This is a genomic window from Arthrobacter sp. SLBN-100, assembly GCF_006715305.1.
GTDB lineage: Bacteria > Actinomycetota > Actinomycetes > Actinomycetales > Micrococcaceae > Arthrobacter.
The window spans coordinates 275131-290971 of record NZ_VFMY01000002.1 but is presented as its reverse complement, the minus strand read 5'-3'; the positions used below and the strand labels follow the sequence as shown (position 1 = coordinate 290971).

Annotated in this window: 15 protein-coding genes and 1 pseudogene; 1 reads left to right on the top strand and 15 read right to left on the bottom strand. The window is 62.1% G+C overall.

Going from position 1 to position 15841, the window contains the following annotated elements; all coding sequences use genetic code 11:
- The first annotated feature begins 323 nt into the window (after positions 1-323).
- Positions 324-827: a MarR family winged helix-turn-helix transcriptional regulator gene (locus FBY31_RS22550; RefSeq protein ID WP_142046154.1), complete on the top strand. Its 504-nt coding sequence runs from the start codon at positions 324-326 to the stop codon at positions 825-827.
- Here the strand turns inward: FBY31_RS22550 and FBY31_RS22545 are convergent, their stop codons facing one another.
- From FBY31_RS22545 to prpB, 15 genes and pseudogenes are all read right to left on the bottom strand, one after another.
- Entirely contained in the window at positions 828-1637 is an 810-nt protein-coding gene (locus FBY31_RS22545) for an enoyl-CoA hydratase/isomerase family protein (RefSeq protein WP_200833504.1), read from the bottom strand. It lies immediately after the preceding gene.
- Complete coding sequence (locus tag FBY31_RS22540; RefSeq protein ID WP_142046066.1) at positions 1634-2881, bottom strand: CaiB/BaiF CoA transferase family protein; 1248 nt, start codon at positions 2879-2881, stop codon at positions 1634-1636. The genes FBY31_RS22545 and FBY31_RS22540 overlap by 4 nt, the downstream gene beginning before the upstream one ends.
- A 2-nt stretch (positions 2882-2883) precedes the next feature.
- Positions 2884-4383: an aldehyde dehydrogenase family protein gene (locus FBY31_RS22535; RefSeq protein WP_142046065.1), complete on the bottom strand. Its 1500-nt coding sequence runs from the start codon at positions 4381-4383 to the stop codon at positions 2884-2886.
- A 73-nt stretch (positions 4384-4456) separates the two neighbouring features.
- On the bottom strand, positions 4457-5233 hold the full coding sequence (locus FBY31_RS22530; RefSeq protein WP_142046063.1) for an enoyl-CoA hydratase: 777 nt from the start codon (positions 5231-5233) through the stop codon (positions 4457-4459).
- Positions 5230-6141, bottom strand: coding sequence for a 3-hydroxyisobutyrate dehydrogenase (gene mmsB / locus FBY31_RS22525; protein WP_142046061.1), 912 nt, complete (start codon positions 6139-6141; stop codon positions 5230-5232). The genes FBY31_RS22530 and mmsB overlap by 4 nt, the downstream gene beginning before the upstream one ends.
- Before the next feature lie 51 nt (positions 6142-6192).
- The gene (locus FBY31_RS22520) at positions 6193-7254 is read right to left on the bottom strand and encodes an enoyl-CoA hydratase/isomerase family protein (protein ID WP_142046059.1); all 1062 of its coding nucleotides are present in this window, start codon (positions 7252-7254) and stop codon (positions 6193-6195) included.
- Between the two features lie 2 nt (positions 7255-7256).
- Positions 7257-8393, bottom strand: coding sequence for an acyl-CoA dehydrogenase family protein (locus FBY31_RS22515; protein WP_142046057.1), 1137 nt, complete (start codon positions 8391-8393; stop codon positions 7257-7259).
- Between the two features lie 103 nt (positions 8394-8496).
- On the bottom strand, positions 8497-9432 hold the full coding sequence (locus FBY31_RS22510) for a cytochrome b/b6 domain-containing protein (protein ID WP_142046055.1): 936 nt from the start codon (positions 9430-9432) through the stop codon (positions 8497-8499).
- A gap of 33 nt (positions 9433-9465) precedes the next feature.
- Positions 9466-10443, bottom strand: coding sequence for an electron transfer flavoprotein subunit alpha/FixB family protein (locus FBY31_RS22505; protein ID WP_142046053.1), 978 nt, complete (start codon positions 10441-10443; stop codon positions 9466-9468).
- 13 nt (positions 10444-10456) lie between these two features.
- The gene (locus FBY31_RS22500) at positions 10457-11230 is read right to left on the bottom strand and encodes an electron transfer flavoprotein subunit beta/FixA family protein (RefSeq protein WP_142046051.1); all 774 of its coding nucleotides are present in this window, start codon (positions 11228-11230) and stop codon (positions 10457-10459) included.
- A 561-nt stretch (positions 11231-11791) separates the two neighbouring features.
- Positions 11792-12387 (bottom strand): annotated as a pseudogene (locus FBY31_RS22495) (NAD(P)(+) transhydrogenase (Re/Si-specific) subunit beta); the annotation flags it as partial.
- A 437-nt stretch (positions 12388-12824) separates the two neighbouring features.
- On the bottom strand, positions 12825-13250 hold the full coding sequence (panD, locus tag FBY31_RS22490) for an aspartate 1-decarboxylase (RefSeq protein WP_200833503.1): 426 nt from the start codon (positions 13248-13250) through the stop codon (positions 12825-12827).
- A gap of 135 nt (positions 13251-13385) precedes the next feature.
- Positions 13386-13607, bottom strand: a complete 222-nt coding sequence (locus FBY31_RS22485; RefSeq protein ID WP_142046049.1) for a hypothetical protein — start codon at positions 13605-13607, stop codon at positions 13386-13388.
- Positions 13608-13756: 149 nt separating this feature from the next.
- Positions 13757-14893, bottom strand: coding sequence for a bifunctional 2-methylcitrate synthase/citrate synthase (locus FBY31_RS22480; protein WP_142046047.1), 1137 nt, complete (start codon positions 14891-14893; stop codon positions 13757-13759).
- A 28-nt stretch (positions 14894-14921) separates the two neighbouring features.
- On the bottom strand, positions 14922-15827 hold the full coding sequence (gene prpB, locus FBY31_RS22475) for a methylisocitrate lyase (protein ID WP_142046045.1): 906 nt from the start codon (positions 15825-15827) through the stop codon (positions 14922-14924).
- Between the last annotated feature and the right edge of the window lie 14 nt (positions 15828-15841).

Sequence of the window (15841 nt, the reverse complement as noted above, 5' to 3'; positions counted from 1 at the left end):
CACCCTAGTCCAGTCAGGCCTTTGATGCGCCGGTGAAGCCAGCAGACATGTGAGCAATAGAGGAACGCCCTGTACGCCGACGCTCATGCTGGCCTGGGAACACGTCAGGCCCCTGAACCTGTAGGCGCTCCGACATGGACTTAGACTTTCGGTCTGCCTCCGGCTGGGACTCCGGCAAAAGCGAGTAGAACGGCTCTTTGAAAAACCAAGTAGCGAGACCCGGTCGACTCCACTAGGACGTCCAACCTTTTCGTGTGAAAATTGGATGTTCGGTCAGTCGAGACATTGAGGAGCGAAACGTGACGGATTCTGTTCCCCTCCGAATGGACCCAATCGCCGAAGCGAGGCGTCATTGGCAGGAACACGGCTGGTCCGAGGCGGCCGACGGAATGGCAGCTGTTACCTCGATCATGAGGACGCAGCAAATTCTGTTGGCGCGGATTGACGCGGTCCTGAAGGCCCACGGCCTTACGTTCGCCCGCTTTGAGTTGTTGGCACTGCTTAGTTTCACCAAAGACGGTTCTTTGCCGATGGCGAAGGCCAGCGCGCGCTTGCAAGTGCATCCTACAAGCGTCACCAATACGGTTGACCGATTGGAACGCGCCGGCCTTGTCCGACGCGCGGCGCACCCCGCAGACGGCCGTACCAAGCTAGTTGAAATCACCCCGGAAGGACGGGAGGCAGTGAAGGGGGCAACCCTTGATTTGAATGCTGAGGTGTTTACAAAGCCCGGATTCAACGCGCTTGAAATAGACGGCTTGAACCAGGTCCTGGGCCGCTTCCGTCATGATGCGGGCGATTTCGTGGAGACGGGCTTCCCCATCTAGTTATGGTTTGATCCAATTGAACGCCGGCGTCTCCTTGTCGAGGAAGGCACGGATGCCGATTTCAGCTTCCCCGCTTATGGCCATCTGATCTTGCCAATAGTCGCTTATTTCAGGGACTCCGGGATCATTCACTGCGATGGCTTCGACAATCTGCTTTGTGGCCTGGATGGACAGCTGCGAACGCTTGGCAAGTTCGTCAGTAAACTTCTGGATCTCGTCCCAGAACCCGGCCTGCGGGATTAAGCGGGAAACTAGTCCGAAATTCAGCGCTTCAGGAGCTGAGATAAAATCGCCGGTAAACAACAAGTACTTTGCGACCGCTGGCCCAGCGAGGCGAACGAGGCGTTCTATGCCCGAGAGCGGGTAGATGATGCCGACTTTGGCGGGAGTGATGCCAAAGGTTGCACTCTCGGATGCCAGACGGATGTCGCATGCGCCGGCAATTTGCCAGGCACCCCCGATACAATAGCCATCAATTGCGGCGATAGTGGGTTTGGGAAAGTTGGCCAGAGCGTTCTCGCCCGCTGACACATGACCACCGTCGTGCGCACCGCTTTCCGGGTCGTGCAGGATGGCCAAGAGGTCGCTGATGTCGGCTCCGGCGGAAAAGTTGCTTCCGGCGCCGCGGACCACCACAACCTTGACAGTGGGATCCCCATCCAACTGATCCAGTATTGGTTTGAACTGCTGCCACATGTCTTGGTTCAGTGCGTTGCGGCGTCTGGGGTTGTCAATCACAATTGTCGCTACGGCGCCTAAGCGTTCGACGCGCAGGGAAGCCGTCATTTTTTCCTCCGTTGCCACCATCATGCATGCACCGTGCCCAGAGCTGTCGTTTCACGGACAATGCCGGACGCTACGAGCTTCTCAATCTGCCCGGGTGTCAAAGCAAGATCCTGAAGGACTCGGCGGGTATCCTCGCCCAGTGCCGGCGGGGCCTTGGTTACCGGGGTGGGCTCGCCATTGACGGAGAGCGGGCCGCGCAGCAGAGGCAGTTCGGTACCGTCGTAGCGGCTAACCGTGCGGACCATGTCAACCGCCTGCACCTGCGGGTCGGCAAAGACCTCGGCGTAGTTGTAGATCGGGCCGCAAGGGATTTTCGCGGCGCGGAAGGCTTCCAGCCATTCCAGCCCCGGGCGCTTTTTGAGGAGGTCCTCGAGCCGCCCCGCCAGCGCCTGGCGGTTAATTGACCGGTCCCGTCCGGTCATGTAGCTCGGGTCCTGGGCCAGGGCCGGATCGCCGACGAGGGCGCAGAGTTGGAGCCATTGCTTGTCGTTGCCGACAGAAATAATGACAGGGATGTCGGCGGTTTTGAAGACCCCGTAGGGGGCAAGCACCGGGTGGTCGTTGCCCTGCGGCACGGGAACCTCGCCGTTGCTGAGGTAGCGCTGCCCCTGGAACGCCGACAGTGCCAGGGCCGTTTCCAGCAGCGATGTGGAGATGTCCAGCCCCTCCCCGGTTCGGGCACGACCGGTGAGGGCGGAGGCGATGCCGTAGGCGGTGAAGATCCCGGCGCACATGTCAACGATAGGCACGCCGAACCGGTACATGTTCCCTGCGTCGCCGCCGGTCACGGACATGAGTCCGGACATTCCTTGGGCGACCTGGTCCAGGCCCGCGGTCCGGGCGAGAGGTCCGGTGGTGCCGAATCCGGTGACAGAGGCGATTATCAGTCCTGGTTTAATTGCCCGTAGCGCCTCGGGATCCAGGCCCATGGTCGTCAGGACCCCGGGCCGAAAGTTTTCGATCAGCACGTCCGCCTCCAGTGCCAGCTTTCGAAGCAGGTCCTTACCCTCCGGGCTGTAGAAATCGATGGCAACGGAGGATTTTCCGCGATTGACCGAGTCGAAGTAGAGGCTGTGCTCGTTTTCAAACGGGGGCCATGAGCGGGACGAGTCTCCGCCTTTGATCGACTCGACCTTGATAACGCTTGCGCCCATGTCCGCGAGCAGCGCGGTGGCATAGGGACCGGCGAGGGCGCGGCTGAGGTCCAGCACGGTGATTCCGTCCAGTGGCCCGGCTGTTTCCACTGTTGCGGTCGTCGTGGTTTCCATGGTCAGCCCCTGAGCTTGACGTTGATCTGCTTGGTCTGGGTGAACCCGGCCAGCATGCCCTCCAGGGAAACCTCGCGGCCGATGCCGGACTGCTTGTAGCCGCCGTAGGACTGGCCCACCAGCTGCCCGCCGCCCTGGTTGACCTGCACCCAGCCGGCTTGGACCCGGTGCGCGGTGTTCAGGGCATTGTCCAGGTTATGGCTCCACACGTAGGCGGCAAGACCGAAGTGCGAGTCGTTCGCCATGGCCACCACCTCATCGATGTCCTTCCAGCGGATCGCGGCCAAGACCGGGCCGAAAATCTCTTCCTGCGCGAGGCGGAAGTCATTCCGGACCCCTGAAAAGACGGTCGGCAGGTGGTAGTAGCCCTCGGTCAGTGGACCCTCGGTGGGCACGTTGCCGCCGAGTGCGACCGTAAGGTCCTTGTGGTTCCTGCCCTCTTCCAAATAGCTGCTGATCTGGTTGAACTGGTTGTTGTTGATGACGGCGCCCATGTCAGTTGCTTCATCTAGGGGATTTCCCACCTTGAGCGCGCCGAGCTTGGCCACAAGGCGTTCTAGCACCTCGTCGTAGATGTCCTCGTGCAGGAACAGCCGGGATCCGGCGGTGCAACTTTGGCCTTGGCGTGTGAACCGGGAGGCTGATAGCAGTCCGTCGATCAGCTCGTCATCGACGGCGTCGGGGAACACGATGGAGGGATTTTTGCCGCCCAATTCCAGAGACACGTGGGCGAGCCGTCCACCTGCCTGGCGGGCGACGCCGCGGCCGACTTCCGTGGATCCAGTGAAGGAAACTTTGTCAACTCCGGGATGGGTTGACAGTGCCTCGCCGATCACTCCGCCGCGGCCGGTCAATGCGTTGACAACGCCTGCGGGCAGGTGCCGGTTGCAGATTTCGGCCAGCAGCAGGATCGTTAGGGGTGCGTCGTCGGCGGCCTTCAGGATGACGGTGTTGCCGGCGGCAAGTGCCGCGGGGATCTTGAACCCGGCGATCATCAGCGGAGAATTCCAAGGCAGGATGGCAGCGACGACGCCGAGGGGTTCCAGCCTGGTGTACTGCAGCTGCTTGTCCCCGGCCGGCAGCGTGGTGCCCTTGACCTCCCCGGCCACGCCGGCGAAGTAGCGGAAGAGCGCCACCAGCGTGGCAACCTCGGGGCGGGCCTGGGTGCGCAGGGCGTTGCCGGTGTCCAGTGCGGTCAGCCGAGCAAACTCCTCTGCCCGAGCTTCGATGTCGTCGGCGATCCTCGCCAGCACCCGGGCACGTTCGGTGAAGTGCACCGAACGCCATCCCGGAAACGCCCGGCGTGCGGCGGTGACCGCGCGCTCGACGTCCTCGACCCCGGCGGAGGGCACCCGGGCGATCACCTGACCGCGGACGGCGGGGTTCTTCACCTCGCGCCACTGACCGGTCGTGGCCTCGGTCCGTTCGCCGTCGATCCACATGAGATGGTCGGTAAACTCCAGGATGGAGCCTGTTCGGGGGTCAACACTTACTTCGGTCATGGTTCCTCGTCTTCAAAATAGTGGGGCCACGGGCCGGGGCGGCTGCTGCCGGCGCCTGTCTCAGCGGCGGGTGTCAGCGGTGGGTGAATTCCGGGGCGCGCTTGTCGATGAAGGCACCCATGCCTTCCTTCTGGTCGTCGGTGGCCCAGCAGGAATGGTTCAGGCGGCGCTCGAAATGCACGCCGTCGGCCAGTGACATCTCGTGCGCGGCGTTGACGGCTTCCTTGGCCAGCAGCGCGATCGGTTTGGACATGGAGGCGATCGTCGCGGCCGTGGCCAGCGCGTCCTCTATCAGCCCCGCGGCGGGCACAACCCGGGCGACGAGGCCGGCGCGTTCGGCCTCCTCGGCACTCATGGTCCGGCCCGTGAGCACCATTTCCATGGCTTTGGCCTTACCGATCGCCCGGGTCAACCGCTGGGATCCGCCCATGCCCGGGATCACCCCGAGCCTGATCTCGGGCTGTCCGAACTTGGCGTTGTCCGCGGCGATGATGAAGTCGCAGATCATCGCCAGCTCGCAGCCTCCGCCGAGGGCATGCCCGGCGACGGCGGCGATCAGCGGGGTCCGGACCCTCGCCAGCTCGTCCCAGGCGGCGAACCAGTTCTGGGTATACATGTCGATGTAGGACCGCGGCGCCATTTCCTTGATGTCCGCCCCGGCGGCGAAGGCCCGGTCCGAGCCGGTGATGATAATGGCTCCGATGCCGGGATCGCGGTCGAAGGCCTGTGCGGCAGCCAGGACCTCGGTCGCGAGCTCCTGGTTCAGGGCGTTCAGCGCCTCGGGCCGGTTCAGCGTGATGGTCCCGACCCGTCCGTCCTGCTTGATGAGGATGGTCTGGTACTCGCTCATACTGTTTCCTTTGTCTTGGAGGTGGACCGGATCTGGTTGATGATGCCGGAGAAGTCCCGGCCCGCCCCCTCGCCGGCGGCGAAGTCCCGGTAGATCTCCTCGGCCAGCGAACCGAGCCGGGCCTGGACCCCGGTCGATTGAAGGGCCTGGACGGCAAGGCCGAGGTCCTTGGCCATCAGCGCCCCGGCGAAGCCGGGCCGATAGTCCCGGTTCGCGGGGCTGGCCGGTACCGGTCCTGGGACGGGGCAGTTGGTGGTCAGGGCCCAGCACTGGCCGGAAGCATTAGAGGCGACGTCGAACAATGCCTCGTGGGACAGGCCCAGCTTCTCGCCCAGGACGAAGGCCTCGGACACGGCGATCATTGACACCCCCAGGATCATGTTGTTGCAGATTTTCGCGGCCTGCCCGGCGCCGGATCCGCCACAAAGCACAACCCTCTGGCCCATCGCCTGCAGAATTGGCTCGGCATCTGCGAAGTCTTCGGTGTTGCCCCCGACCATGAAGGTCAAGGTACCGTTGGTTGCCCCTCCGACGCCCCCCGAGACCGGGGCGTCCATGTTCCGATGCCCGGCTGCAGCGGCCAGATTGTGCGCGGACTGTGCGTCTTCAACTGCAATCGTCGAGCATTCCAAAAACAGGGTTCCGGGTCTGGCCGCGGCCAGAAGCCCGTCCTCGCCTTGGTAGGCGCTAATCACGTGGCGGCCGGCGGGGAGCATGGTGATGACTACATCGGCATTCACGGCGGCACCGCGGGCAGATTCTGACACGGCTACACCCAGTGCCCGCGCTTCCTCCAGTGCCTGCGCTGAGAGGTCAAAGCCGGACACCTGGTAACCAGCTTTGACCAGGTTGGCGGCCATAGGGCCACCCATGTGGCCCAGCCCAATGAAGGCGATCTTCTTACTCATCGAATTTCCTTTTCTTTTGCGCTCTTCCCGCGCAGTTGTCGGTCGTAATACTCAGGCAGTCGCGTGTGAAGCATTGGTAAGGCCCAGCTCTCGGGCGCCCAAAGGAGCGAAATGAGCTGACACATCGGCCTCCGAGACTGCCTCCAACTCAGCGGGTGACCACTGTGGCCGGCGGTCCTTGCCGATCACTTGGGCCCTGATGCCTTCGGGGAGATCGCGACCTGCAAGGCAGCGAAGTGATACCCGATATTCCCTTTCAAGGGTTTCCTCAAGGTTTCCGGAGGCACGCGCTCTGCGCAGTGATTCCAGTGTCAGCTTCAATGCCGTGGGGGACTTCTTCAGGATCTTGTCAGCAGCGGCGTGCGCTGCGGATACGGGGGAGGCGCGCAGTGCCTGAAGGATCTCCTCTACGGAATCGAAGGCGTAACAGGCGTCAATCCACGTGCGTTCAGCAACCAGTCCCGCAGGCGGCAAGGACGTGAGAGCGAGGGAAAGCACAGCTTCCTCCGCGGTGGCTACGGCGAGCTTCCTGAACAGAGCAGGCAGCGCCTCACTGTTCACGAGGTGATCGGCAAAGCCAAGTGCGATTGCGTCCGCACCGGACATGTTCGCTGCAGTCATTGCAACATGTGTTCCGAGTTCACCGGGGGCCCTCGAGAGCAGGTGGGTTCCGCCGACATCGGGGACGAACCCTATGCCGGTCTCCGGCATACCTACCTTGGTGCGCTCGGTCACCACGCGCAGAGAACCGTGGGCCGAAACCCCTACGCCGCCGCCGAGTACAAGCCCGTCCATGATCGCGACATAGGGCTTGGGATAGGTGGCGATGCGGGCGTTGAGGCGGTACTCGTCAGCCCAGAACCGCTCGGTGCCAGTGCCCTTGTTCACAGCGTCCCGATGGATCGCTAGAAGGTCACCGCCCGCGCACAGGCCCCGTTCTCCCTCGCCACTCAGCAACACCGTGGCCACTGAGTCGTCGTTTTCCCAGTCGTCCAGGGCAGCGGCGATCCGGGTGACCATTGCGTGGGTTAAGGCGTTGATCGCTTGAGGTCGGTTCAGAATGATGTGTCCCAGGTGGCCGTCGTGGCGGAACAGGACTTCGTCGTTTTCCATCTCTAGGCCCCGGCCACGATTCGCCCAACGACCAGGCGCATGATCTCGTTGCTTCCTTCGAGGATCTGGTGCACTCGCAGGTCCCGGGCGATTTTTTCCAGGCCGTATTCGGACAGGTAACCGTATCCGCCGTGGAGCTGGATAGCCCGGTCGGCGACGCTGAAGCCAGCGTCGGTTGCCACCTGCTTGGCCATGGCGCAGAGTTTGACTGCGTCCGGCGCCCCACGGTCCAGTGCGTCCGCTGCCCGCCAAAGCAGGGTGCGGGCGGAGACGAGCTGCGTTTCCATGTCAGCCAGCTGGAACAGCAGCGACTGCTGGTTTATCAGCGGACCTCCGAACGCCTGGCGTTCCTTCAGATATGCCACTGATTTATTGAGGGCAGTCTGACCGCCGCCAAGGGAGCATGCCCCCATATTGATTCGGCCTCCGTTGAGTCCCTTCATCGCTATCCCGAAGCCGCCGCCTTCCTCGCCCAGCCGGTTGGCCACGGGAACCCTGACATTGTCCAGGATTACCTGCCGCGTCGGCTGGGCGTTCCATCCCATCTTTTTCTCGTTCGCACCATAGGACAGGCCGGGTGTGTCCGCTGGTACGACAATCGCGGTGATGCCCCGGTTTCCTGTGTCAGCCGTACGTGCCATGACGATGTAGTAGCTTGACGCTCCTGCGCCGGAGATGAACTGCTTGACGCCGTTCAGCACGTAGTCGTCGCCGTCACGCACCGCTTTGGTGCTTAGCGCAGCAGCGTCGGATCCTGCTCCGGGTTCGGTGAGACAGTAACTTCCGAGTGCCTGCATGGATGCCAGCTCAGGGACCCACGCTGCGCGTTGTTCGTCATTCCCGAATGAGTCGATCATCCAGACCACCATGTTGTGGATGGAGATGTAGGCCGCGATCGTGGGATCGGCCTTCGCCAGTTCCTCGAAAATCAGGACTGCGTCGCTGCGTGTCAGCCCGGAGCCGCCGAACTCCTCCTGAACATAGATGCCGCCCATGCCCAAGGCGCCGGCCTCGCGCAACTCGTCCACCGGGAAATGCTTTGCCTCATCCCATTTTGCGGCGTTCGGGGCGAGGACTTCGGCGGCGAAGTCCCGGACCATTTCAACCAGCGCCTGCTGGTCTTCGTTGAGTTCAAACATGCCAGGTCCCATCAAAAAGTAGAGTTCAATCAAATATAGTAGGAAGCCAAAGTATTTACTAGGACTTCCTAGTAGTTGTGGTGGAGCGCAATGGTTTTCCCGTTTATCTGGTGACTTTGCCGAATATGGAAGCCACCGGACGCAGGAACAGGGGTCTGGCGAGGAACCACGCCGCGACTATCACGGCCACGGAGGCGGCGAATATCCAAAACCCGGTCCACCCGGCGCCATCGTTGGAGGCGTACATGTGATTGAGGTTGTGCAGGACGCCAGTGGCAAAGACGAGCGCGACGTGAACTACTACGAACCCGACGAAGTACAGCATGACCGGGAAGTGGATTGCCCGCGCCACCTCGATCGGGTACATCTTGTTCAGGACGTGGGCGTTCTTCGGCCAAGCACCGCTCATCCGCAGTCCCGTCACGAGTGCAAGCGGGGCGGTGATGAAGACGATCGAGAAATAGGCCAGCACCTGTAGCGAGTTGTAGTTCACCCATCCGTTTTCTGTTGGCCAGTTCAATGAGGCGTACTGGATGGCCGTTGACAGGGCGTTGGGGAATACATCCCAGCTGGTCGGAACGATCCGCATCCACTGACCGGTGACCACCAGAAGGATGATGAAGACAACTCCGTTGGTTACCCACAAGGCGTCCAGAGTCAGATGGAACCACAGGTTCAGGCTGATCTTGGCCGGCTTTCCTCTCGTCCTGATCGGTCCTGAATTGTTCCGGGTCCAGTGTTCCTTGGGCCTGGCGGTAGTGCGCACCAGCCAGCCGGACCGGATGATGAGCACCAGGAAAAACGCGTTTAGGTAGTGCTGCCAGCCCAGCCAGGGCGGCAAGCCAAGGGGTGCACCCTCGGGCAGGTCCACTGTTCCGGGATATGTCGTCAGGAAGTTCTGGACGGGAGGGAGTGTCCGCATCCACTGTGCTATGAGCACAATGGCAGCAAGGGCTGCTACGGCTAGGGTTATCGCCATGGCCAGTTTGGCCCACCTGTTGCCGGGCTTCGTTGGGGTTTTGTTGGTGGTCGTTGCCATGGCTCGGGGTCCTTTCCTGCCGGCCAGCGGGTGTTAGTTGGCGCGGTCCTGAATGGCTTCTATCAGCTGCGGCACCACAGTGAAGACGTCGCCGACGATACCGAAGTCGGCCACGTCGAAGATGGGGGCATCCTCGTCCTTGTTGATGGCCACGATGGTCTTGGCGGTCTGCATGCCGGCGCGGTGCTGGATGGCACCGGAAATCCCGAGTGCTACGTACAGCTGGGGTGACACGGTGACGCCGGTCTGGCCCACTTGCAACCCCTGGTCGACGTAACCGGCGTCCACGGCCGCGCGGGATGCGCCGATGGCGCCGCCAAGAATGTCCGCAAGCCGCTCAACCAGCTCAAAGTTCTCTTTGGACCCCAGGCCTCTTCCGCCTGATACCACCGTGGCCGCACTGCCCAGCGAGGGCCTGCTGGAATCGGAGCTTATAGCGTGCACCGTGTCGATGCTGGTGAAGCTTTCAGCCTGGCCATCCAGCTGCACGGTCGTGACCACGGGGTTTGCAGCGGCAGCACGCTCTTCGTCCAGCGCGCCCCGTCGCACAGTGATGACGGCAGGGCCTGACTGCACGGTTGCTTCAACTGTGTAGGCCCCACCGAAAACAGAGTGAATACCGATGGCCGACCCGTCATCTGAGGGTCGGACGTCCACGACATCGACCAGGAGCCCGCCACCTGAGCGGACCGCAAACCGAGCCGCGATCTGTCGGCTTGCGACGGAGTTGGCCGCGACGACAGCGGACGGATCAAGGGCCCAGGCAGCAGACATCAACGCCTCCACCTGGGCGGACGCAAGCACGCTCCCCACTTGGGAGCTCTCGGCGAGATAGACATGCTGCGCTCCGAAGGTCCCAAGCTGCGCAATCAGGGCCGCGCCCTCCTGGGGCCGCGTTGCCACAACCGCCACGGGAGTGCCGAGCTTGGCGGCTGCAGCAATCACCCCCTGCGCGCTGGCGGCGATCTCGCCGGCGTGCGTGGTTTCAATCAGTGCCAATACATTCTTCATTTCAGCTCCGTAGTCAGATCAGGCGCTCGGCGGCCAGGAAGTCTGCAAGTTCGCGGGCCGCAGTCCCGTCATCGATAACCTTCTTGCCCGCCGCCCTGGCGGGCCGCTCGGAAACGCCAAGTACGACCGACCCGCCACCGACCATGTCGGGCTCCATTTCGAGCTCGGCAAGGGACAGCGTCGTTAGCGGCTTGCGCTTGGCAGTCATAATGCCCTTGAAGTTCGGGAACCTGGCTTCGGCAACCCATTCAGTCACGGAGACTACCGCCGGCAGGGCCGCACTGACGCTAATACGCTCGGATTCCAGTACCACCTCGCCGGAAACGCGGTCCGCGGCCAGCTCCACGGTGGTAAGTGAAGGCAGCAACGGCAATTTAAGATGCTCGGCGACCATGGCCGGCACAATTCCGCCGCGGCCATCGGTCGATTCGTTCCCTGCGATGAGTAGATCAAAACCGGCACGTTTCGCGGCGGCAGCCAGGACGGCAGCGGTCATGGCAATGTCAGCACCCGCCAAACGGTCGTCGACGACATGCACCGCAGAATCGGCACCCATCGACAGTGCCTTGCGCAGCGCCTGCGTCGCCGAGCTGGGCCCCGCGGTCAGTACTATTACCTCGGACCCTTTGTTCGCGTCTTTGTGGCGAAGTGCGACCTCAAGGCCGCGCTCGGTGATTTCATCGGCCACACTTTCATTGGCCTCGCGATCAAGCCGGCCAGTCGCAGGATTGAGATGGCGTTCCTCTGCGGTGTCGGGCACCTGCTTGATAAGAACGATGATTTTCATGGGTTTCCTTTTGCTCCAACTTCATCGATCAACAACAAAAACAATCTTACTAGGACGTCCAAGTAATTACTAGGTGTTCCTAGTAAAGCCTGTGTCTACGGGCTGGGTCGATGGACTGTGGTCTGCTTCTCCTGCCGTTCCTCCCACGGATGGCGGGATGGAGAAGGGGGCGGTGGGGCGGCTTGGCGTTGCGAAGTACGGCGACCCCGGTGGTCGCCCGGGCCGCCCAAACAGCTTGAGTGGCAGTGCTGCGCGTCAGCGGTACTGCTTGGGCGGCATGGTTTGCCGCCCCGGTCACGAGGGCGGGTGCTCCAGCAGCTCGTGCCGGTGGTGGAGCAGGAACTCGTGCCTGTAGTGGAGCCCGATCCAGGCGGCTGCCGCAAATCCGTCGATGTCGAACGGCTGAGGGTGAGGTGGTGCTTCCCCTGCGCAGCTGTTTACATCCGGTATGACTGATTGTTTTTCGTGTTTTCGGCCTGTCCTGGGGGAGGTAGTTCGCCTCTGAGCGTAATCACTTCCTACCTGGTGGTTTTGTCGAGTTCAAAAGGCCTGGAGTATGTCTTAGACGCGGGCTTTGGCGTCGCCGAAGAGCATGTGTGAGTTCTCGCGGTAGAAGAGGGGGTTTTGGACACCGGCGTAGCCTGCGGCCATGGACCGTTTGAAGACGATGACGTTGTCTGCTTCCCAGACTTTGAGGACCGGCATACCGGCGATGGGGCTGGAGGGGTCCTCGGCGGCGGCGGGGTTGACGGTGTCGTTCGCCCCGATCTCTAGGACCACGGAGGTCCCGTCGAGGTCGTCGTTGATTTCGTCCATTTCCAGAACGATGTCGTACGGGACTTTAGCTTCGGCGAGGAGCACGTTCATGTGCCCGGGCAGTCGGGCGGCGACGGGTGCTCGCCCCGGTCAGCGTCTCCCCCGGTAGTGGGGGCTGAGATACCGAAGCCGCCGGCGATTACGGAGATGAAGGACCGGTTCATGGCTTTGCACATGATGTAGGACAGGTACGCACCCGAAGAACCGACCAGGGCGCCGGTGATGATGAGCAGGTCGTTGTTCAGCAGGAAGCCCGCCGCGGCGGCGGCCCAACCAGAGTAGCTGTTGAGCATGGAGACGACCAAGGGCATGTCGCCGCCGCCGATCGAGGCCACCAGGTGTCCGGGGGTTGTCATCGCCGGAGACCATGGAAGCGGGTCGTACATGGTCCTGGCTTCGCGGAATCCAGCCACTGTTTGCACCATGATCCGACTACCATCTCCTCCGAGGTGAGCGAACTGGGGTCTGGGAACGCCGCAGGACATGAAGGGTTTTCACCAGACAGCAAATGAGCTTTTGAGGTAACAACGTGTGGCAACAGCCCGACGCCAATCGCATGCGTAGCGACTCACAAAACCTCCTTGCTTCCGGGACGCCAAATCCGGCTGATCCTTTCACTCATGATGACTCAGCCGGCAAGAGTGACGTTGTCCCGATCTGGGACGCGTATGAAGGGTTTGGCGAGCGTGGGCACCGCCAAGGTGTGCGACGGGCCGCCGGAGCGGTGGTGGCGGGGGAGGGAGTACGCGTGCGCCGGGTTTGGCCCTTGCGGTCCGGTTCAGAGTGTGGCGTTGTTCAGGGCGTATGGCGGACGGAGGAGTCCTGGTGTGAGGCCTTCGGCTGGATCATTGCCGAGCTGGACTATCTTGTTGTTTTCATCAACGTGGACCACCTTGGGCTCGTATACCCTGGCTTCCTCGATGGTCATTTGGGCGTAGGTAATCACGATGACAACGTCGTTTTCCTGCACCAGATGGGCCGCTGGGCCGTTGATGCCAATGACTCCGGAACCGCGTTCCCCGGCGATGGTGTACGTTTCCAGCCGGGCGCCGTTGGTTACGTCCACGATGGCCACCAACTCGCCGGGAAGGATGTCCGCAGCATCGAGCAGGTCCAGGTCAACTGTGACGGAGCCGACGTAGTGCAGATCAGCGTGCGTGACGGTCGCGCGGTGGATCTTTGATTTGAAGATTGTTCGATTCAAAGGAGGCTCCAGTAGTGGGCTTTCGTGCCACACCGCCGCTCCTCATCCGAGCTGGCCTGAGACGCTATCTCGTGCCGGAGCGGTGGGGCGGGCTATGTGGATTCCAGGTGTGCATCCCGCGAAGGATTTAGGCCCTCATGCTGATGGACGTTCAGGCACGAAGTGCGCAAAAACCTGGTATTTGTCGCATCTGAGAAGCATTTGTCGTGAAGAGGCGCCTTCCGCCGAAATCCAGAGCACTGATTCGTCGGGCATGACGGCCTCGACCGTTCCTTTACGGACAAATTTCCCGTCTTTCCAGATTTCGACCCACTGCCCTAGAGCGCGTTGCCAATCTGGTTGCAGGTGAAGGTCCATTCTTGTTCCTCAATGGCGCGAGTTGATGTTGCAGCTCTGCCGAGCTGTTTCGGTGAGCCGGCGGTGAGGCGTCGTAGCCGTTGCGAAAAGTTGATGATCCGGGTGATCATCCGACGCCCCACCGCAGGAATTGGGGCTGGGACTGCCAGCTATAGGGAACGCTGCTCGTGGCCGTTGTATGCACTGAGCGGGCGGATCAGGGAGTTTGCGGCCGCCTGTTCGATGATGTGTGCCGTCCAGCCCGTGATGCGGCTCGCGACAAAGATGGGTGTGAAAGTCGGGGTGTCAAAGCCCATGAGGTGGTAGGTCGGTCCGGCAGGGTAGTCGAGGTTTGGTTTGATATCCTTGGCCTGGTCCATGGCCTGCTCAAGGCCGTTGTACAGGCCCTGGAGTTCGGGCCGTCTGTAGTGCGCGATCATCTTGTCCAGGGCTTCCTTCATCGTGGGTACCCGGGAATCACCGTTCTTGTAGACACGGTGGCCAAAGCCCATCACCTTTTTCTTCTGCCTCAGAGCGTCTTCCATCCAGGTCCTGGCCCGCGCCGCAGCTTCCTCCATGGACTCTTCGCTGCGGATCCCGATCTCATTGAAGGTGTGCATCACAGCTTCGTTGGCACCCCCGTGCAGGGGACCTTTCAGGGCACCGATGGCAGCAGTCACGGCGGAGTGGAGGTCCGAGAGGGTGGAGGTCACCACCCGGGCGGTGAAGGTTGAGGCGTTGAAAGAGTGCTCCGCGTACAGGATCATCGAGACGTCGAAAGCCTGGACAACCTCGTCGACGGGATCTTCGCCGAAGGTCATCCATAGGAAGTTCGCCGAATAGCCCAGGTCCTCGCGGGGTTCCACGATGTCCTGGCCCCGGCGGCGGCGCTGGTCGTAGGCCACGACTGCCGGCATTGCAGCCCACAGGTCGATGGCCTTCGTCATGTTGGCTTCCGGAGAAGAGTCCTCGGCTAGCGGGTGCCGGGCACCGAGTACTGAGGCTGCCGTGCGGCAGACGTCCATCGGGTGGGCCTGGACGGGCAGGGCATCAATAATGGTCTTCAGTGCAGGGTCGAGCGCCCGGCCTGCCCGTTCGCGGGAGCTGAACTCGGCAAGTTGATCCTGACTGGGCAGTTCGCAGTTCCAGAGCAGGTAGGCAACCTCTTCGAAATTGCATGTGGCGGCGAGTTCCTGAACCGGGTACCCCCGGTAAAGCAGCGAGTTGGTTTCCGCGTTGACCTTTGAGACGGCGGTGTAGTCCACCACGACGCCGGCTAGTCCCTTTTTGATCTCTGTATCAGCCATGCTGAACTCCTTCGTTGCAGTCCTTGTATCAGTGGGTGTCGGGGATTTGGAAGTTGAAAATGCCGGAATCGAATTTGTTGTAGGCTTCGTAGTCCACGAGGTCGTAGAGGCGGGCCCGGGTGAACATTTCAGGCACGCGTACTTCCTGGCTGCCCAGACTCTTGAGCGTGTCCAGCACCCGTTCGGCTGCGCCCATCGCACTACGGAGCAGGGTGACGGGGTAGATAACCATGTTCACTCCGACTGCCTGAAGCTGCTTCACGGTGAAGAGGTCGCTCTTCCCGAACTCAGTCATGTTGGCCAGGATCGGTACGTCCACGGCATCACGGATGGCACGGAACTCGTGCAGGTCCCGCATAGCCTCCGGGAAGATCGCGTCGGCGCCGGCATCCACCAGCGCCTTCGCCCGGTCCTTCGCGGCCTGGAGCCCGTCCACTGCCCGGATGTCGGTGCGGGCCATGATGAGGAAGTTCGGGTCCCGTCGAGCGTCGGCGGCCGCCCGGATGCGTTTGGTCGCTGTCTCCAGATCCACAACGTTTTTGCCGTCCAGGTGCCCGCAGCGCTTTGGGTTGAACTGGTCCTCGATGTGGAGGCCTGCCAGACCGGCGTTCTCGATCTCCTGAACGGTCCGAGCGACGTTCATGGGTTCACCGAACCCGGTGTCGGCGTCCACCAGGGAGGGCAGATCGGTCATCCGGGCTATCTGGCCGGCACGGGTGACCACCTCGGTGAGGGTAGTCAGGCCAACGTCCGGCAGGCCGAGGTCGTTGGCCAGCACGGCGCCGGAGATATACACGCCGGCGAAGCCCTTCTCCTCGATCAGGCGTGCGGAGAGCGGGTTGAACGCGCCCGGGAACTGCTGGATGGTTCCGGAGGCGAGCATCTCACGCAGTGCGACGCGCTTCTGCTCCGGGGTTGTCTTTGAGTACAGCATGGTCTCCCTATCGA